Raw genomic sequence first — 19,819 nt, 5'->3', positions numbered from 1 at the left:
GGACTAGCGCGGGACCACGGGTAGCCCGAAGCCCCCGGTCGGAGAGCGCGAAACTTCCATGATCACCGCCCGGAGGGCCTGCGCCGCGCTCGACAGCTTGCGCCCGGCGTGGCACAGCAGGCCCACCCGCCGCTCGACGACCGGCTCGTCCAGCGGCACACAGACCGCGCCGAGTTCCTGCATCTGGCGGATACACAGCGACGGGATCGCGCTCACCCCCAGACCGCAGGCCACCATGCGTCCCACGGTGACCAGTTGGTGGCTCTCGAAGGCGACCGTCAGCGTGCGCCCGCTGCGCGCCAGGCTCTCCTCGAGCAGCAGGCGTAACGCCGACGGCCGCTGCAGGGCGATGAAGTCGCCCTGCAGCAGTTGTTCCCAACCGACCTGCGCCTGCCGGGCCAGCGGCGAGTCGGCCGGCAGCACGGCGACGAAGCGGTCGGCGTACAGTTCGGTGAACTCCAGCTCTCCGGCCTGCTCGGGCTCGAAGCCGATGCCCAGCTCGACCCGGTGGTTGCGCACCATCTCCAGCACCTGCTCGTTGATCACGTCGTGCACCGCCACGTTGACCCGCGGATGGCGGTCGCGAAACGCCCGGAGCAGCAACGGCAGCTGGTTGGCGGCGAAGGAAGGCATGGCCGCGATGGCCACCTTGCCCAGCTGCAGGGTGAAGTGCTGACGCAGCAGCTCCTCGGTGTTGTCCCAGTCGGCGAGCAGGCGGCGGGCCAGCGGCAGCAGCGTCTCGCCTTCCGGGGTCAGTGCCACGCTGCGCGTGGTGCGCACCAGCAGGGGACCGCCGAGGGAGTCCTCCAGGCTCTTGATCGCCAGACTCAACGCCGGCTGCGACAGGTGCAGACGCTCGCAGGCCTGGGCAAAGCTCAGGCTCTGCGCCACGGCGAGGAAGGCGCGCAACTGCTTGACGGTCATTGATTTGTTTTCCAGATCAATCGATTTCAAAAACAAACTTAACAAATCAACGCCGAACACAGAAGCTCTCGGTCAACGCCCGGCAGGCGGCTGCCGGCTCGACAACGACAAGAGGCGCAGCAATGAGTGGACTCGACAAGCGAGTAGGCAGCTACGAGGAAGCCCTGGCCGGGCTGACCGACGACATGACCATCCTGGCCGGCGGTTTCGGCCTGTGCGGCATCCCGGAAAACCTGATCGCAGAAATCCGCCGCCGCGGCACCCGCGGTCTGACCGTGGTTTCCAACAACTGCGGGGTGGACGGCTTTGGCCTGGGCGTGCTGCTGGAAGACCGGCAGATCCGCAAGATGATCGCCTCCTACGTCGGCGAGAACGCGCTGTTCGAGCAGCAGCTGCTCAACGGCGAGCTGGAGGTCGAGCTGACCCCGCAGGGCACCCTGGCCGAGCGCATCCGCGCCGGCGGCGCCGGGATCCCGGCCTTCTTCACCGCCACCGGCTACGGCACCGCGGTGGCCGAGGGCAAGGAGACCCGCCAGATCAAGGGCCGCCACTACATCCTCGAGGAAGCCATCACCGGCGACTTCGCCATCGTCAAGGGCTGGAAGGCCGACCACTACGGCAACGTGATCTACCGCCACACCGCGCAGAACTTCAATCCACTGGTGGCCAGCGCCGGGCGGATCACCGTGGTCGAGGTGGAGGAGATCGTCGAGCCCGGCGAGCTGGAGCCCAGCCAGATCCACACCCCCGGCATCTACGTCGACCGGATCATCCAGGGCAGCTTCGAGAAGCGCATCGAAAAGCGCACCGTGCGCGCCTGACCCTTTCGCCATTACCTGACAAGAAGAGGCCTGCGATGGCACTTACCCGCGAACAGATGGCTCAGCGCGTCGCGCGCGAGCTCAAGGACGGCTACTACGTCAACCTCGGCATCGGCATCCCGACCCTGGTGGCCAACTACGTGCCCGAGGGCATCGAGGTGATGCTGCAGTCGGAGAACGGCCTGCTCGGCATGGGCGCCTTCCCCACCGAGGAGGAACTGGACCCGGACATGATCAACGCCGGCAAGCAGACGGTCACCGCCACCAGGGGCGCGGCGATCTTCGACTCCGCGCAGTCCTTCGCCATGATCCGCGGCGGCCACGTCGACCTCACCGTGCTCGGCGCCTTCGAGGTGGACGTGCAGGGCAACATCGCCTCCTGGATGATCCCCGGCAAGCTGGTCAAGGGCATGGGCGGCGCCATGGACCTGGTGGCCGGCGCGGAGAACATCATCGTGCTGATGACCCACGCCTCCAAGGACGGCGAGTCCAAGCTGCTGCCGCGCTGCAACCTGCCGCTGACCGGCGCCGGCTGCATCCGCCGGGTGCTGACCGATCTCGCCTATCTGGAGATCGAGAACGGCGCCTTCGTGCTCAAGGAGCGCGCACCGGGGGTGAGCGTCGAGGAGATCGTCGCCAAGACCGCCGGCGAACTGGTGGTGCCGGAGCACGTCCCGGAAATGCACTTCGCCTGACGCCCGATCCGGCACCGAACCAACGGCAGGGTGGGAAACTCGCGCAGCGATTTCCCACCAGGCGGGGCGCAGCGACAGCCGCCTCGCCCGCCAGCGCAGCCCGCAATCACACCAAGGGAAGCCCCCCATGCACGAAGTCGTCATCGTCGCCGCCACCCGTACCGCCATCGGCGCCTTCCAGGGCGCGCTGAGCGCCATCCCCGCCGCCGAGCTGGGCGCCACAGTGATCCGCGCCCTGCTGGAGAAGACCGGCCTCGACCCGGCCGCCGTCGATGAGGTGATCCTCGGCCAGGTGCTCACCGCCGGCGCCGGCCAGAACCCCGCCCGCCAGGCCGCCATCCTCGCCGGCCTGCCGCACGCCGTGCCGGCGCTGACCCTCAACAAGGTCTGCGGCTCCGGCCTCAAGGCCCTGCACCTGGCCGCCCAGGCGATCCGCTGCGGCGACGCCGAAGTGGTGATCGCCGGCGGCATGGAGAACATGAGCCTGTCGCCCTATGTGTTGCCCAAGGCGCGCACCGGCCTGCGCATGGGCCATGCGCAGATGCTCGACAGCATGATCCACGACGGTCTGTGGGACGCCTTCCACGACTACCACATGGGCATCACCGCCGAGAACCTGGTGGAGAAATACGGCCTGTCCCGCGAGGAGCAGGACGCCTTCGCCGCCGCCTCGCAGCAGAAGGCCTGCGCGGCGCTGGCGGCCGGCCGCTTCACCGACGAGATCACCCCGGTGCCGATCCCGCAGCGCAGGGGCGAGCCGCTGCCCTTCGCCGTCGACGAGCAGCCGCGCGAGGGCACCAGCGCCGAGAGCCTGGGCAAGCTCAAGCCGGCGTTCCGGAAGGACGGCAGCGTCACCGCCGGCAACGCCTCGACCCTCAACGACGGCGCCGCCGCGGTGCTGCTGATGAGCGCCGCCAGGGCCGAGCGACTGGGGCTGCCGGTGCTGGCGCGCGTCAAGGCCTATGCCAACGCCGGCGTCGATCCGGCGATCATGGGCATCGGTCCGGTGGCCGCCACCCGCCGCTGCCTGGACAAGGCCGGCTGGCAACTCGCCGACCTCGACCTGATCGAGGCCAACGAGGCCTTCGCCGCCCAGGCGCTGGCGGTCGGCAAGGAACTCGGCTGGGACGCGGAGAAGGTCAACGTCAACGGCGGCGCCATCGCCCTCGGCCACCCGATCGGCGCCTCCGGCTGCCGTATCCTGGTGACCCTGCTCCACGAGATGATCCGCCGCGACGCCAGGCGCGGCCTGGCCACCCTGTGCATCGGCGGCGGCCAGGGCGTGGCGCTGGCCATCGAGCGCCCCTGAGCGTGACAACCCCGGCGCCCGACGGCGCCGGGTGATCGACCGCCTGCAGGGGTGACGGCTCGCTTCCGCCGAGCAGCTAGCGCGTCTGGACGGCGCCGCGGCCGAGCAACCTGGTCGCCCCCTGCGCCTTGCGGGTGAACCACAGCACCCGGCTCACCCCGCGGGTGATCGCCACGTAGGCCAGGCGCAGGCTCTCGTCCTGCATGGCCTGGTCGTAGCTGTTGCGGAAGAAGCCCGAGCGAGCGTACAGCGCGTTGCGCAGCGGGTGCGGCTCGGGCGCCGCGCAGTCGTCGACGATGATCGCCACCTCGGCCTGCAGGCCCTTGGCGCGGTGGATGGTCAGCGCCTTGACCGGCAGCTTGCGGCCCAGCTCACGCTGGATCTGCTGCAACGGCTCGTTGCGCCGGCTGAGCAGCAGCACCGCGGTGCGCTCGGCGCTCTGCCGGCTGGCGGCGTGCTCGCATTGGGCGCGCACCTGCGCGAGCAGCTCGGGCATACGGCTGTTCAGCTCGAAGCCGGTCACCACCTGCACGCCGTGGTCGCCCGGCTGCACGGCCCTGGCCGCCTGACTGGCCTTGGCCTGCTTGACCGCCACGGCGGCCAGCACCCGCTCGCCGTCGCGGATCACCGGCTCGATGGAGCGATAGTTGGTGGAGAGGTTGAGCACCGCACTGGCCTTCGCCTTGCCCTTGCCGGGGAAGTGCCTGTCGAAGTCCATGAACAGCTCCGGCGAGCTGCCGCGCCAGCCGTAGATCGACTGCCAGTCGTCGCCGATGGCCATCAGGCTGACCGGCTCGCCGCGGCGCGCCAGGCTGGCGTGGACGGCCTGCAGCCACTGGACGATCTGCGGCGAGATGTCCTGGAATTCGTCGATCAGCAGGTGGGCGAAGGGCGCCAGGGCCTCGCCCGCGATGCCTTCGCCGCCCTCGGCCAGCTGGCGGGTGAGGCGCTGGAAGGCGCCGTTGAAGGTCAGCAGCCCCTGCTCCTCGAGAACGGCCTCGAAATGCTTCCAGAACGCCACCAGCGCGGCGACGAAGCTGCGCTCGCGCTCCGGGCAGTCCAGCGCCCCGGCATCCAGCTGGTCGATGCGCAGGCCGATGCTCTCGATGAAGCCGGCCTGGGCGTAGAAGGCCTCGAACAGCGGCACGGCGGCGAACTCGCCGGCCAGGCGCAGACCGTCCAGTGGCGCGCGGCCGCGCTTGCCGCTCGGCGCCGGCAGACCGAGCAGCGCGTGCACCCGCTCGGCGAAACCCGGCTCCTCGGCATAGCAGCGCTGGTAGGCCTGCTTGAGCAGGCGCTGCTGGGCAGGCCGCAGGCGGCCACCGCCCAGCGGGGTGTCCGGCTCGTCGGTCGCGGCGGCCCGGTCGTCCAGCTGCTCGAACCAGGCCGGGGTGCACAGCTGCGTGCGGGCCAGCTGCGCCATCGCCGAGTGGAAGGTGCGCACGCAGTGGCGGGCCTGCGCCTCATTGAAGGGGTACTGCCAGAAGCCCAGCACCCGCAGCAGCTGCTCGCGCAGCTCGGCGCAGGAGGCGTTGGTGAAGGAAATCACCGCCAGCCGCTCGGCCGGGATGCCCAGGTGGCAGAGCATGAACACCACGCGCAGCACCAGGGTGGTGGACTTGCCGGAGCCGGCGCCGGCGAAGATGCGGGTCGCCGGCTGGCGGGCGAGGATCATCGCCCACTGCTCGTCCGAAGGCGCGCGGATCACTCCGGCGGCCACCGCCTCGGCCACCCGCGCGCGCATGGCCTCGACCTGCGCGGGCTCGACCGCCAGCAGCGCCGGACCGTAGATGCCGGCACCGCCGCGCGGCCTGGCCGGGGCCCGCGGCTTGTCTGCCTTGTCGGCCTTGGTTGTCTTGGTTGTCTTGGTTGTCTTGGCTGACCTGGCGCCTGGCTGCTTCGCCGCCGGGCGGGTCTTGCCGGCCGACGCCTTGCCCTGCTTGTTGGCCCGCGGCGCCGGCGCCTGGTGGAACAGCGCGGCCTCGCGCTCGGCGCGCAGGTAGGCCACGGTGCGCGGGAAGTAGCGCGCCAGGACTCCGGAGAGGAGCAGTTTGTAGCGCTTGACGGCAGACAGCATGCGACGGTTTCCGGTCAGGACATCAGATGGGGCGGCGCTATGGTAAGGGATTTGCCCGGAGCCGGCAGGCGGCGGCACGCCGCCATCACCCCCGCCCCGGCGTCCTGTCCCGTGCCCGCCAGCGCTCGCAGCGCGCGTCGATCCGCGCCCGGAACCGGCGGCGCCATGCGCGGGATCTGCTCCGCTCTGGTCGGAATCCAGACGGCCTTTTCTCTTCCTCTTCCACGCCAGCCACTCCCGGTAGGCCGATTTCGTACCGGCCAGCGACAGCGGAGCGGTATTTCCGCCCATCAGATTGGATAAATCTTGTTTATCAAATCACAGGATCGGCTGTTTCATGTGCAGCATATACGCATATCATGCTACATATAAACATACCACGTAATACAGTACGAAATCGTAGGAGCGACCCATGGCCCGAGGCGGCATCAACAAGGCGCTGGTCCACAAGGCCCGCCAGACCCTGCTGGCGCGCGGCGAGCACCCCAGCATCGATGCGGTACGCGTCGAGCTGGGCAATACCGGCTCGAAAACCACCATCCACCGCTACCTCAGGGAGCTGGAGGCGTCGGAAAGCGCGCGCCCCGTACAGGAAGTCACGCTCGGCCAGGAACTTGGTGAGCTGGTGGCGCAGCTGGCGGCGCGCCTGGAGGAAGAGGCGCAGCGGGCGGTGGCGCCGGAGCGCGAGGCCCTGGCCCGCGAGCGGGTCGAGTACCAGCAGCAGCTGGCCGAGGCGGCGGCACGCATTCGCCAGCTCGAAGCCGACAACGCCGCCCTGAGCGGGCAACTGCAGGCCGCGCGCGCTGCCTGCACAGAGGAGCAGCAGCTGCGCCACCAGGCGCAGATCGAGGGCGCGCGCCTGCTGCAGGCCGGCGAGGATCTGGCCGCGCGCCTGGCCGATCGCGACGCCCAGGTCGTTTCGCTGGAGCAGAAGCACCAGCACGCGCGCGAGGCGCTGGAGCACTACCGCACGGCCAGCAAGGAGCAACGCGAACAGGAGCAGCGCCGCCACGAGGCGCAGGTGCAGCAGCTGCAGGTGGAGCTGCGTCAGCTGCAGCAGACCCTGATCGTCAAGCAGGACGAGCTGACCCGGCTGAATCGCGACAACGAGCGCCTCGTCACCGAGGCCCGACAGTTGCGCAGGGACATGGCGGGCCGGGAGGCCGACCTCGAGCGTCAGGCCAGCGCCTGCGCCGGCCTCAGGGAGCAGCTCGGCCTGGCGGAAGCCGGCAAGGCCCTGCTGCAGTCGCGCGTCGAGGATCTGCAGGGAGAGCTGGCCCGACAAGTGGAGGGCATGACCCTGCAGGCGCGCCAGACGGAGGCGCTGCAGGCGAGCCTGATCGAGATGGCCGCCCAGCTGCGGCTGGCCGCCGCACAGGCGACTGGCGAGCGCACCGAGCCGCGCGGCGCCGAAGGCGAGGCAACCGGGGATGTGCCCGCTGCCGGCTCATCCGCGGAGGCCGCGGCCGAGGCGCGGGACGACTCCGCATCCTGACTCCGCCGCGAACGCCCGGCCGGCGCCAGCTCCGGCCGGGCACCTCCACCCCTGCCCGCGGATTTTCCACCCGCAAAATCCACCCCCGGTTCGACGCCGGCAAGGGGGCCAGCCTGATAGAAACTGCCGCCAGCAGCGCCGTCTTGCGCCTCGGACAAGGCCATCGGCGCGGAAAACCACCCAGAACAAATCCAAGAGGAGAACGCCATGGCTGAAGCAAAAGTGCTGAGTGGCGCCGGCCTGCGCGGCCAGATCGCCGGACAGACTGCCCTGTCCACCGTCGGCAAGGAAGGCGCCGGCCTGACCTACCGCGGCTATGACGTGCGCGAGCTGGCCAAGGACTGCCTGTTCGAGGAAGTCGCCCACCTGCTGTTCTACGGCGAACTGCCCACCCAGGCCCAGCTGGACGCCTACCTGACCCAGCTGCAGACCCAGCGCGACCTGCCCCAGGCCCTCAAGGAAGTGCTCGAGCGCATTCCGGCCAGCGCCCACCCGATGGACGTCATGCGTACCGGTTGCTCGATGCTCGGCAACCTGGAGCCGGAGGAGAGCTTCGCGCAGCAGCTGGAGAAGGCCAACCGCCTGATGGCCGCCTTCCCGGCGATCATGTGCTACTGGTACCGCTTCAGCCACGAAGGCGTGCGCATCGAGTGCACCAGCGACGCGCCGGATCTGGGCAGCCACTTCCTGACCCTGCTGCACGGCAAGGCGCCGAGCGAGCTGCACCGCAAGGTGATGAACGTGTCGCTGATCCTCTACGCCGAGCACGAGTTCAACGCCTCGACCTTCACCGCGCGCGTCTGCGCCTCGACCCTGTCCGACCTGTACTCCTGCATCACCGGCGCCATCGGCTCGCTGCGCGGCCCGCTGCACGGCGGTGCCAACGAGGCGGCCATGGAGATGATCGAGAAGTTCGCCTCGCCCGAGGAAGCCACCGAAGGCACCCTCGCCATGCTGGCCCGCAAGGACAAGATCATGGGCTTCGGCCACGCGATCTACAGCGTGTCCGACCCGCGCAACGAGGTGATCAAGGGCTGGTCGAAGCAGCTCGCCGAGGAAGTCGGCGACACCGTGCTGTTCCCGGTCTCCGAGGCCATCGACAAGGTCATGTGGGAGCAGAAGAAGCTGTTCCCCAACGCCGACTTCTACCATGCCTCGGCCTACAACTTCATGGGTATCCCGACCAAGCTGTTCACCCCGATCTTCGTCTGCTCGCGGGTCACCGGCTGGGCCTCCCACGTGTTCGAGCAGCGCGCCAACAACCGCATCATCCGTCCGAGCGCCGAGTACACCGGCGTCGAGCCGCGCGCCGTGCCGGCCCTGGCCCAGCGTTAACCAGCGGTAGCGGTCCCTGATATGGGAGCAGTACCGGGAAAGAGGCTGGTCGCCCTCGCTTTCCCGGTACTGCTCCCATTCTTTTGCCCGCCGTTTTCCCCCGAATGCCCTACACCATCGACATGACTGGAGATATCCCCTTGCTCGCAAGCTATCGCCAACACCTGGAAGAACGCGCCCAGCAGGGCCTGCCGCCCCTGGCCCTGAACGCCGAGCAGACCGCCGCCCTGGTCGAGCTGCTGAAGAATCCGCCGGCCGGCGAAGAACAGGTCCTGGTCGACCTGATCACCAACCGCGTTCCCGCTGGCGTGGACGAAGCCGCCTACGTCAAGGCCGGCTTCCTGACCGCGCTGGCCAAGGGCGAAGCCGCCTCCCCGCTGCTCTCCAAGACCCGCGCCGTCGAGCTGCTTGGCACCATGCAGGGCGGCTACAACATCGCCACCCTGGTCGAGCTGCTGGACAACGCCGAACTGGCCAACGCCGCCGCCGCGCAGCTCAAGCACACCCTGCTGATGTTCGACGCCTTCCACGACGTCGCCGAGCGCGCCAGGAAGGGCAACGCAGCCGCCAAGGCCGTGCTGGCCTCCTGGGCCGAGGGCGAGTGGTTCACCGCCCGCCCGGCGCTGGCCGAGAAGATCACCCTGACCGTGTTCAAGGTCCCGGGCGAAACCAACACCGACGACCTGTCCCCCGCTCCGGACGCCTGGTCGCGCCCCGACATCCCGCTGCACGCCCTGGCCATGCTGAAGATGGCCCGCGACGGCATCGAGCCGGTCCAGCCGGGCGCCGTCGGACCGCTCAAGCAGATCGAGGCGGTCAAGGCCAAGGGCTTCCCGGTCGCCTACGTCGGCGACGTGGTCGGCACCGGTTCCTCGCGCAAGTCCGCCACCAACTCCGTGCTGTGGTTCTTCGGCGACGACATCCCGTTCGTGCCGAACAAGCGCGCCGGCGGCTTCTGCTTCGGCAACAAGATCGCGCCGATCTTCTACAACACCATGGAAGACGCCGGCGCCCTGCCGATCGAGTTCGACGTCGCCAACCTCGAGATGGGCGACGTGATCGACGTCTATCCCTACGCCGGCAAGGTCTGCAGGCACGGCTCCGAAGACGTGCTGGCCAGCTTCGAGCTGAAGACGGAAGTGCTGCTCGACGAAGTGCGCGCCGGCGGCCGCATTCCGCTGATCATCGGCCGCGGCCTGACCGAGAAGGCCCGCGCCGAGCTGGGCCTGGCGCCGTCCACCCTGTTCCACAAGCCGCAAGCGCCGGCCGACAGCGGCAAGGGATTCACCCTCGCCCAGAAGATGGTCGGTCGCGCCTGCGGCGTCGAAGGCATCCGCCCGGGCACCTACTGCGAACCGAAGATGACCACCGTCGGCTCCCAGGACACCACCGGCCCGATGACCCGCGACGAGCTGAAGGATCTGGCCTGCCTGGGTTTCTCCGCCGACCTGGTGATGCAGTCCTTCTGCCACACCGCCGCCTATCCGAAGCCGGTCGACGTCAAGACCCACCACACCCTGCCGGACTTCATGCGCAACCGCGGCGGCGTCGCCCTCAAGCCGGGCGACGGCATCATCCACAGCTGGCTGAACCGCATGCTGCTGCCGGACACCGTCGGTACCGGTGGCGACTCGCACACCCGCTTCCCGATCGGTATCTCCTTCCCGGCCGGCTCCGGCCTGGTCGCCTTCGCCGGCGCCACCGGCGTGATGCCGCTGGACATGCCGGAATCCGTGCTGGTGCGCTTCAAGGGCCAGATGCAGCCGGGCATCACCCTGCGTGACCTGGTGCACGCCATCCCCTACTACGCCATCCAGCAGGGCCTGCTGACCGTCGAGAAGAAGGGCAAGAAGAACATCTTCTCCGGCCGCATCCTCGAGATCGAAGGTCTGGAAGGTCTGACCGTCGAGCAGGCGTTCGAGCTGTCCGACGCCTCCGCCGAGCGCTCGGCTGCCGGTTGCACCATCAAGCTGCCGGAAGACGCCATCGCCGAGTACCTGAAGTCGAACATCACCATGCTGCGCTGGATGATCGGCGAAGGCTACGGCGATGCCCGTACCCTGGAGCGTCGCGCCCAGGCCATGGAAGCCTGGCTGGCCGATCCGCAGCTGCTGTCCGCCGATGCCGACGCCGAATACGCCGCCGTCATCGAGATCGACCTGGCCGAGATCAAGGAGCCGGTTCTCTGCGCGCCGAACGATCCGGACGACGCTCGTCTGCTGTCCAGCGTTGCCGGTCAGAAGATCGATGAAGTGTTCATCGGTTCGTGCATGACCAACATCGGTCACTTCCGCGCGGCCGGCAAGCTGCTGGACAAGGTCAAGGGCGGCATCCCGACCCGTCTGTGGCTGGCGCCGCCGACCAAGATGGACGTGCACCAGCTGACCGAGGAAGGCTACTACGGCATCTTCGGCCGCGCCGGGGCGCGCATGGAGATGCCGGGCTGCTCGCTGTGCATGGGCAACCAGGCGCGCGTGCAGGCCGGTTCGACCGTGGTCTCCACCTCGACCCGCAACTTCCCGAACCGTCTGGGCGACTCGACCAACGTGTTCCTGGCGTCGGCCGAACTGGCCTCGGTAGCCTCCATCCTCGGCAAGCTGCCGACCGTCGAGGAGTACATGGAGTACGCGAAGAACATCGACAGCATGGCTGCCGACATCTATCGCTACCTGTCCTTCGACCGGATTGCCGAGTACCGGGATGCCGCCGCCAAGGCGGTCATCCCCGCCGTAGCGGTGTAATCCCTCGCCCGTCCGGCGCGCCTCCCCTGGCGTGCCGGACGGGCGCTGCCATGCGCGCTAGAGCCTCCACGGCCGGGATCTGCTACCTTCACGGGCAACCACGCCGTGAACAACAACAGAAGACCCCCGATGGCTTCCCCCCTCGTCAATCCGAGCCAGCTTCGTCCCCTGCCCCTGCCCGACAAGGTCCTGCCCCGTCCGCGCCTGCTCCAGCACCTGCAGGATGCCGCCGCACGCGGCTGCCGGCTGATCCTGCTCGGCGCGCCGCTCGGCTACGGCAAGACCACCCTGCTCGCCCAGTACGCCGCCAGCCTGCAGACGCCCTGGGCCTGGTATCGCCTGGACCGCGCCGACAACCAGCCGCTGCACCTGCTGCTGCACCTGGGCGCCGCCCTCGGCCTGCCCGCTCCCGAACACGGCCTGATGCCGGCCGACGAATCCCGCCTGTGGGGCGCCGTGCTGCAGCGCCTCGAACAGCAGGGCGAAGGCTTCACCCTGATCCTCGACGACCTGCACCTGCTGCGCGCCGAGCGCGCCCGCCGCTATCTCGACCAGTTGCTGCGCTACGGCCCGCCCGGCCTGCTGGTGCTGGCCGCCAGCGAGGGCGCCCCGGAGCTGGCCATCAACCACCTGCGCCGCGACGAGCGCCTGGCGGTGATCGACGCCCGCGAGCTGGGCGTGGACAGCGAGGAAATCCGCCAGCTGGCCAGCAGCCGCGGCGCCAGACTGGACTCCGACGCGCTCTACCAGCTGCGCGCCGGCAGCGAGGGCTGGATCACCGGCCTGCTGTTCTGGTTCACCGCCCACCGCGAGCTGGCGCCGACCGGCACGCAGCCCGAGCTGCTGCGCGGAGTGACCCGCCAGGCCTACACCTACGTGGTCGACTTCCTCGGCGAGGAAGTGCTGGCCCGCCTGCCCGCCGAGCTGCTCGACTTCATGGAGCGCACCTCGGTGGTGCAGACCTTCGAGCCGGCGCTGGCCAACCTGCTCGGCGGCCGTGCCGATAGCCGCCCGCTGATCGACCAGGCGCTGCGCCGCGACCTGTTCATCGAGCGGCGCCCCGGCGACCGCGTCGAATACCGCTACCACCGCGTGCTGCGCGAGGCGCTCTACCAGCGCCTGCAGCAGCGCGATCCGCAGCTGCTCCAGCAGCTGCACCAGCAGGCCGCCGCCTGGCTGCTCGAACAGCGCCGCTACTCGGAAGCCATCCACCAGTACGGCCGCGCCCGCGACTTCAACGCGGTGCTCGCCACCGCCGAGCGGCACACCTTCGACCTGCTGCGCGACGGCCAGATCAATGCGCTGGTCGACCTGCTCAGCCAGGTCGAGGTCAACGGCCAGACCGGCAGCGACCATTTCACCCTGGCGATCAGCGAAGCCTCCATCGTCATGGTCACCAACGGCATCGCCCGCATCCAGGCGTGCATCCAGCGCCTGCGCCAGCTGCAGCGCCAGGGCGTGCCGCGCCATCCGGAGCGGGTGCAGCAGACCATCGCCTACCTGCGCACCCTGCTGGCCTTCCTCGGCGGCAACCTGCGCCACGGCCTGGAGCTGGCCGGCCAGGCGCTGCAGCGCTTCCCGCAGCGCAACTCGGCCGGTTCAGTGCTGCGTCTCAACCGGGCGCGCTGCCTGTTCGAGCTAGGCCAGCTGGACGCCGCGCGCCGCGATGTCGAGCAGGCGCTGGGCGAGTTCGACGAGTTCGGCTTCAGCGGCTTCGTCAACATTCCCCACCTGCTGTGCGGGCAGATCGAGCTGGCCCAGGGTGGCAGCGAGGCAGCCATGCGCCGCTTCCTCGCCCTGGAGCGGCAGTCGCCGGCGACCGCCTCGCGCAACTTCTACGAGGTGTTCCACCACCTCGGCCTGGGCCTGGTGTTCGCCCAGCAGAACCATCTGGAACAGGCCCGCCAGCGCCTGGCCAAGGCGGAAACCCTGGCCCTCGGCTTCCCCCACTCCGCCGCGCTGGTCCAGGTGCTGCACCACATGGCCTGCCTGTACGACGCCATGGGCGAAGCCGGCAAGGCCCAGGCGCGCTGGGACGAGGCGCGGCGCCTGGCCCGCCAGTTCCGCCAGTTCGGCCTGTACCGCCTGGCCGGCGCCTGGCGCGCGCGCCTGGCGGTGCGCGAGCGCGACCAGGACTTCATCCTCGCCTGGCTCAAGGAGTGGCACTGGTGCCAGCGCCACTATGGCGAGGACCTGATGCCGGACGAGTGGCTGGCCTACGCCTGGGTACAACGCCACCTCGGCCAGCCGGCGGTGGCCCGGCAGATCCTCGCCAACCTGCGCGAGCAGGCCGAGGCGGAGCACAACCGGCGCCTGCAGCTCGACCTGTGGCTGCTCGACGCCGCCCTGCAGCGCGACCGCGGCGAGCAGAACGCCGCCCTCGCCTGCCTCGACGAGGCCCTGCAGCTGGCCGCCGGCCACGGCTTCGGCCAGCTGCTGCACCACGAGGGCCGCGAGCTGACCGAGCTGTTCCGCCAGCTGCTGCAGCCGGCGGTGCGCCGCCAGACCGGGCTGGAGCGTCCGCTGCCGCCGCGCGAACAGCTCGAACGCCTGCTGGCCGGGCTCGGCAGCGAGGGCGCCGCGCATCCGCTGCTCGAACCGCTGACCCGCCGCGAGCTGGACGTGCTGCGGCGCATGGCCCGCGGGCAGAGCAACCAGCAGCTCGCCGACGGCCTGTTCGTCAGCCTGAGCACGGTGAAGACCCACATCAACAACCTGTTCCGCAAGCTCGACGTCAGCGACCGCGACGGTGCCCTGCGCGTCGCGCGCGAGTTGCACCTGCTCGACTGAGCAGGCGCAACTGCGCCGCCAGTTCCACCCTCCCCTCCACCCGACTCCACCCGCAAATCCACCCGCGGTTCGAAGCGCACCGCGCGGGTGGCTTGCTAAAAATCCGGCAACCCTTCTCCCTGCATAACAACAACCAAGGGAACTGCCATGTACACCCTGATCGACTACACCCTGGACAACGAACTGGCCCTGATCGGCCTGGCCCGCGCCCCGGTCAACGCCCTCGGCCTCACCCTGCGCCAGGAGCTGCAGGCTGCCTTCCGCCAGGCCAGCGCCGATCCGGCGGTCAAGGCCATGGTCGTCTACGGCCGCGGCCTGCCGTTCTGCGCCGGCGCCGACATCGCCGAGTTCGGCGGCGCCGACTTCACCGCCACCCCGGGCCTGCCCGAGCTGCTCATCGAGCTGGCCGGCAGCACCAAGCCGATGATCGCCGCCGTCGGTGGCCTGGCCCTCGGCGGCGGCCTGGAGCTGGCCATGGCCTGCGGCTACCGCATCGGCGAGCCCAAGGCGCGCCTGGGCATGCCGGAAATCACCCTCGGCCTGCTGCCCGGCGCCGGCGGCACCCAGCGCCTGCCGCGCCTGATCGGCGCCGAGACTGCCCTGGAAACCATCCTCTCCGGCCAGCCGCTGCGCGCCGAGCGCGCCCTCGAGCTGGGACTGCTCGACCGCCTCGCCGCCTCGGCCGACGACCTGCTGGACGCCGCCTGCGCCTACGCCCGCGAACTGCTGCAGGCGGGCGCCCCGGCGCAGCCGGCCTACCCCCATGCCGCGCCGGGAGCCGCCCTGGCGGACAACTTCTTCGTCGACTACACCGCCAAAAAGAGCGGCCAGTGGAAGGGCCAGCTCGCCCCGCACCTGGCCCTGGAGGCGGTGCGCATCGCCTGCGAGCAGCCGCTGGCAGTGGGCCTGGCCCGCGAGCAGGAGCTGTTCATGGAGGCCATGGACTCGCCGCAGTCCCAGGCCCTGCGCCACCTGTTCTTCGCCGAGCGCGAGGCCGGCAAGGTGCCCGGCATCGACGCCTCGCTGCCGCTGCGGCCGATCCGCAAGGTCGCGGTGATCGGCGCCGGCACCATGGGCGGCGGCATCGCCATGAACTTCGCCAACATCGGCATGCCGGTGGTGCTGCTCGAGCAGAAACGCGAGGCGCTCGATCGCGGCCTGGCGCAGATCCGCAAGAACTACGAGATCAGCGCCAAGCGCGGCAAGCTGACCCAGGAGCAGGTCGAGCAGCGCATGGCCCTGCTGGCCGGCACCCTCGACTACGCCGACCTCGCCGACGCCGACCTGGTGATCGAGGCGGTGTTCGAGAGCATGGAGGTCAAGCGCCAGGTGTTCGTCACCCTCGACGAGATCTGCAAGCCCGGCGCCATCCTCGCCACCAACACCTCGACCCTCGACGTCGACCAGATCGCCGCCTTCACCCGCCGCCCGCAGGACGTGATCGGCCTGCACTTCTTCAGCCCGGCCAACGTCATGCGCCTGCTGGAAGTGGTGCGCGGCAAGCAGACCGCCCTCGACGTGCTGGCCACCGCGCTCAAGCTGGGCAAGCAGATCGGCAAGCTGCCGGTGGTTTCCGGGGTGTGCTACGGCTTCATCGGCAACCGCATGCTCGAGCCCTACGCCCGCGAAGCGCACCGCCTGCTGCTGGAAGGCGCCACCCCGGCGCAGGTCGACCGCGTGCTCACCGATCTCGGCCTCAACATGGGCGTGCTGAGCATGTACGACCTGGTCGGCATCGACGTCGGCTACCTGATCCGCACCCCGCTGCGCGAGGCGCTGGCCACCGACCCCAGCTACTACCGCGTGGCCGACGAGCTCTACGCCCTCGGCCGCTACGGCCAGAAAACCGGCCGCGGCATGTACATCTACGAAGGCCGCGAGCGCCACGACGATCCGGAAGTGCTGGCCATGGCCGAGCGCCTGGCCGCCGAACTGGGCATCCAGCGCCGCGTCATCAGCGACCAGGAAATCCACGACCGCTGCCTGTTCGTGCTGATCAACGAAGGCATCCAGATCCTCGACGAAGGCATCGCCCTGCGCGCCGGCGACATCGACCTGGTGTGGACCTGCGGCTACGGCTTCCCCACCTGGCTGGGCGGCCCGCTGCACTATGCCGAACATCTGGGCCTCGAGCGCGTGCTCGGCGGCCTCAATCAGTACCGCGAGCAGCTCGGCGCCTACGGCGAGCAGTGGTTCAAGCCTGCCGCCCTGCTCGAGCGCCTGGTCGCCGCCGGCAAGACCCGCATCAGCAAAGACTAACCCGCAACTTTCCAGATAAAAACAAGGAAATACCCATGAACAAGCGTGAAGTGGTCATCGTCAGCGGTGCCCGTACGGCCATCGGCGACTTCGGCGGCAGCCTCAAGGACTTCTCCCCCAGCGATCTGGGCGCCATGGTCGCCCGCGAAGCCCTGCAGCGCGCCCAGGTGAACGGCGACGAGGTCGGCCAGGTGGTGTTCGGCAACGTCATCCATACCGAGCCGGTCGACATGTACATCTCCCGCGTGGTCGCCCTGAAGAGCGGCGTCAGCGAGCAGTCCACCGCCCTGACCGTCAACCGTCTGTGCGGTTCGGGCCTGCAGGCAATCGTCACTGCCGCCCAGGGCATCCTCCTCGGCGACGCCGACGTCGCCCTGGCCGGCGGCGCCGACTGCATGAGCCGCGCGCCCTACTCCACCTCGGCGATGCGCTTCGGCGCACGCATGGGCGACACCGGCATGGTCGACATGATGGTCGGCGCCCTTACCGACCCGATGCACAAGGTGCACATGGGCGTCACCGCCGAGAACGTGCGCCGCACCTACGCCATCTCCCGCGAGGCGCAGGACGCGCTGGCGCTGGAATCCCATCGCCGCGCCGCCGTGGCCATCGAGGAAGGCCGCTTCAAGGAGCAGATCCTGCCGATCACCCTGAAGACCCGCCGCGGCGAAGTGGTGTTCGACACCGACGAGCACGTGCGCGACAACCTGACCCTCGAGGAGTTGAGCAAGCTCAAGCCGGCCTTCGAGCGCAACGACGGCAGCGTCACCGCCGGCAACGCCTCCAGCCTCAACGACGGCGCCGCCGCCGTGGTGCTGATGGAGCGCGCCACCGCCGAGCGCCGCGGCCTCAAGCCGATGGCCCGCCTGGTGTCCTACGCCCTGGCCGGGGTCGATCCGCTGCACATGGGCATCGGCCCGGTGCCGGCCACCAAGCTGGCCCTCGAGCGTGCCGGCCTGAACGTGGCCGACCTGGACGTGGTCGAGGCCAACGAGGCGTTCGCCGCCCAGGCCTGCGCGGTGATCCAGGAACTCGGTCTCGATCCGGCCAAGGTCAACCCCAACGGTTCCGGCATTTCCCTCGGTCATCCGATCGGCGCCACCGGCGCCATCATCACCCTCAAGGCCCTTTACGAACTCGAGCGCATCGGCGGCCGCTACGCCCTGGTGACCATGTGCATCGGCGGCGGCCAGGGCATCGCCGCGATCTTCGAACGCGTCTGAGAGAGGAATCCGACATGAAAGTACTGGTCGCGGTAAAACGCGTGGTCGACTACAACGTCAAGGTGCGGGTCAAGGCCGACAACAGCGGCGTCGATCTGGCCAACGTCAAGATGGCCATGAACCCCTTCTGCGAGATCGCCGTCGAGGAAGCAGTACGCCTCAAGGAAAAGGGCATCGCTACTGAAGTCGTCGTCGTCTCGGTTGGTCCGGCGACTGCCCAGGAGCAACTGCGCACCGCCCTGGCCCTCGGCGCCGACCGCGCCGTGCTGGTGGAAGCCAATGACGAGCTGGGCTCGCTGGCCGTCGCCAAGCTGCTCAAGGCCGTGGTCGACAAGGAGCAGCCGCAGCTGGTGATCCTCGGCAAGCAGGCCATCGACAGCGACAACAACCAGACCGGGCAGATGCTCGCCGCCCTGACCGGCTTCGCCCAGGGCACCTTCGCCTCCAGGGTCGAGGTCACTGGCGACAAGGTCAACGTCACCCGCGAGATCGACGGCGGCCTGCAGACCGTCGCCCTCAAGCTCCCCGCCATCGTCACCACCGACCTGCGCCTCAACGAGCCGCGCTACGCCTCCTTGCCCAACATCATGAAGGCCAAGAAGAAGCCGCTGGAGACCGTCACTCCGGAGGCGCTGGGCGTGTCCACCGCCTCCAGCGTCAAGGTGCTCAAGGTCGAGGCCCCGGCCGCGCGCAGCGCCGGCATCAAGGTCAAGTCGGTGGCCGAACTGGTCGAGAAACTGCAGAACGAAGCGAAGGTGATCTGAGATGGCAATCCTGGTAATCGCTGAACACAACAACAGTGCCCTGGCTGCCGCCACCCTCAACACCGTGGCCGCCGCCGCTCAGATCGGTGGCGATGTCCATATGCTGGTCGCAGGCCAAGGCTGCGGCGCGGTGGCCGAGGCGGCCGCCCAGGTCGCCGGCGTGGCCAAGGTGCTGCTCGCCGACGCCCCGGCCTACGCCCACCAGCTGCCGGAGAACGTCGCGCCGCTGATCGTCGAGCTGGCTCGCGGGACCTCGCCGGCCGCCTACAGCCATGTGCTGGCCCCGGCCACCACCAACGGCAAGAACTACCTGCCGCGCGTCGCCGCGTTGCTCGACGTCGACCAGATCTCCGAGATCGTCAAGGTCGTCTCGGCCGACACCTTCCAGCGGCCGATCTACGCCGGCAACGCCATCGCCACCGTGCAGTCCGCGGCTGCCGTCAAGGTCATCACCGTGCGCAGCACCGGCTTCGACGCCGTGGCCGCCACCGGGGGAGGTGCCGCCATCGAGGCCATCGGCGCCTCCTGCGATGCCGGCGTGTCCAGCTTCGTCGGCGAGGAGCTGGCCAAGTCCGAACGTCCCGAGCTGACCGCCGCCAAGGTGGTGGTTTCCGGCGGTCGCGGCATGCAGAACGGCGACAACTTCCAGCTGCTGTATGGCGTGGCCGACAAGCTCGGTGCTGCCGTCGGTGCCTCGCGCGCCGCGGTGGACGCCGGCTTCGTGCCCAACGACATGCAGGTCGGCCAGACCGGCAAGATCGTCGCCCCGCAGCTGTACGTCGCCGTCGGCATCTCCGGCGCCATCCAGCACCTGGCCGGCATGAAGGATTCGAAAGTCATCGTGGCGATCAACAAGGACGAGGAGGCGCCGATCTTCCAGGTCGCCGACTACGGCCTGGTCGCCGACCTGTTCGAGGCCGTGCCGGAGCTGTCTAGTCTGCTTGGCTGATTCGCCAGGCGGCACCAGCAGCTATTGTTGCCGCCGGCACTCAGCGTGCGCTCGAGGACATGGGCAACCCACGGGTTGCCCATTTTCCTGCCTGCCGGTTTTCTGCGAAGAAATTTGAGGTCACGAAATGCAACGCGAATACATGGAATTCGACGTGGTCATCGTCGGCGCTGGCCCTGCCGGACTGTCGGCCGCCTGCCGCCTGAAGCAGAAGGCCGCCGAAGCCGGCCAGGAGCTCAGCGTCTGCGTGGTGGAGAAAGGCTCCGAAGTCGGCGCCCACATCCTCTCCGGCGCGGTGTTCGAACCGCGCGCGCTGGCCGAACTGTTCCCCGACTGGAAGAGCCTCGGCGCCCCGCTCAACACCCCGGTCAAGCGCGACGACATCTACCTGCTGAAGAGCAGCGAGGCCGCCACCAGGATCCCCGACTTCGCCGTGC

At 69.3% G+C, this 19,819-nt stretch carries 14 protein-coding genes; 12 read left to right on the top strand and 2 right to left on the bottom strand.

Annotation, left to right across the window (positions count from 1 at the left end; all coding sequences use genetic code 11):
- Window positions 1-3 precede the first annotated feature (3 nt).
- Window positions 4-924, bottom strand: coding sequence for a LysR family transcriptional regulator (locus RA210_RS13435; RefSeq protein WP_136489515.1), 921 nt, complete (start codon window positions 922-924; stop codon window positions 4-6).
- A 122-nt stretch (window positions 925-1,046) separates the two neighbouring features.
- On the opposite strand from RA210_RS13435, the gene RA210_RS13430 reads away from it, so the two are divergent.
- The 3 genes from RA210_RS13430 (at window position 1,047) to RA210_RS13420 (ending at window position 3,749) form a co-directional block, all read left to right on the top strand.
- On the top strand, window positions 1,047-1,745 hold the full coding sequence (locus RA210_RS13430; protein WP_136489514.1) for a CoA transferase subunit A: 699 nt from the start codon (window positions 1,047-1,049) through the stop codon (window positions 1,743-1,745).
- A gap of 35 nt (window positions 1,746-1,780) precedes the next feature.
- Entirely contained in the window at window positions 1,781-2,440 is a 660-nt protein-coding gene (locus RA210_RS13425) for a CoA transferase subunit B (protein ID WP_136489513.1), read from the top strand.
- A gap of 127 nt (window positions 2,441-2,567) precedes the next feature.
- Window positions 2,568-3,749 carry an acetyl-CoA C-acetyltransferase gene (locus RA210_RS13420; RefSeq protein ID WP_201486787.1) on the top strand — a complete coding sequence of 394 codons (1,182 nt, stop codon included), beginning with the start codon at window positions 2,568-2,570 and terminating at the stop codon, window positions 3,747-3,749.
- Window positions 3,750-3,825: 76 nt separating this feature from the next.
- On the opposite strand, the gene RA210_RS13415 is transcribed toward RA210_RS13420, so the two are convergent.
- Window positions 3,826-5,826 carry a DEAD/DEAH box helicase gene (locus RA210_RS13415; protein ID WP_201486786.1) on the bottom strand — a complete coding sequence of 667 codons (2,001 nt, stop codon included), beginning with the start codon at window positions 5,824-5,826 and terminating at the stop codon, window positions 3,826-3,828.
- 412 nt (window positions 5,827-6,238) lie between these two features.
- On the opposite strand from RA210_RS13415, the gene RA210_RS13410 reads away from it, so the two are divergent.
- From RA210_RS13410 to RA210_RS13370, 9 genes are all read left to right on the top strand, one after another.
- Window positions 6,239-7,321, top strand: coding sequence for a DNA-binding protein (locus RA210_RS13410; protein WP_201486785.1), 1,083 nt, complete (start codon window positions 6,239-6,241; stop codon window positions 7,319-7,321).
- Window positions 7,322-7,528: 207 nt separating this feature from the next.
- Entirely contained in the window at window positions 7,529-8,656 is a 1,128-nt protein-coding gene (gene prpC, locus RA210_RS13405; RefSeq protein ID WP_201486784.1) for a bifunctional 2-methylcitrate synthase/citrate synthase, read from the top strand.
- A gap of 140 nt (window positions 8,657-8,796) precedes the next feature.
- The gene (gene acnB / locus RA210_RS13400; protein ID WP_201486783.1) at window positions 8,797-11,397 is read left to right on the top strand and encodes a bifunctional aconitate hydratase 2/2-methylisocitrate dehydratase; all 2,601 of its coding nucleotides are present in this window, start codon (window positions 8,797-8,799) and stop codon (window positions 11,395-11,397) included.
- Between the two features lie 129 nt (window positions 11,398-11,526).
- The gene (locus tag RA210_RS13395) at window positions 11,527-14,187 is read left to right on the top strand and encodes a LuxR C-terminal-related transcriptional regulator (protein ID WP_201486782.1); all 2,661 of its coding nucleotides are present in this window, start codon (window positions 11,527-11,529) and stop codon (window positions 14,185-14,187) included.
- Between the two features lie 147 nt (window positions 14,188-14,334).
- On the top strand, window positions 14,335-16,446 hold the full coding sequence (locus RA210_RS13390) for a 3-hydroxyacyl-CoA dehydrogenase NAD-binding domain-containing protein (protein ID WP_201486781.1): 2,112 nt from the start codon (window positions 14,335-14,337) through the stop codon (window positions 16,444-16,446).
- Window positions 16,447-16,481: 35 nt separating this feature from the next.
- On the top strand, window positions 16,482-17,669 hold the full coding sequence (locus RA210_RS13385; protein WP_136491507.1) for an acetyl-CoA C-acyltransferase family protein: 1,188 nt from the start codon (window positions 16,482-16,484) through the stop codon (window positions 17,667-17,669).
- 14 nt (window positions 17,670-17,683) lie between these two features.
- On the top strand, window positions 17,684-18,433 hold the full coding sequence (locus RA210_RS13380; RefSeq protein WP_136491506.1) for an electron transfer flavoprotein subunit beta/FixA family protein: 750 nt from the start codon (window positions 17,684-17,686) through the stop codon (window positions 18,431-18,433).
- A 1-nt stretch (window position 18,434) separates the two neighbouring features.
- Window positions 18,435-19,382: an electron transfer flavoprotein subunit alpha/FixB family protein gene (locus RA210_RS13375; protein WP_136491505.1), complete on the top strand. Its 948-nt coding sequence runs from the start codon at window positions 18,435-18,437 to the stop codon at window positions 19,380-19,382.
- Between the two features lie 127 nt (window positions 19,383-19,509).
- The coding region (locus RA210_RS13370) for an NAD(P)/FAD-dependent oxidoreductase (protein WP_201486780.1) at window positions 19,510-19,819 on the top strand (310 nt) is incomplete at its 3' end.

Origin of the sequence: Pseudomonas sp. OF001, assembly GCF_904426495.1 — a bacterium.
In the GTDB taxonomy this organism is placed as follows: Bacteria; Pseudomonadota; Gammaproteobacteria; order Pseudomonadales; family Pseudomonadaceae; genus Geopseudomonas.
This window is presented reverse-complemented; position numbering and strand designations above follow the sequence as displayed.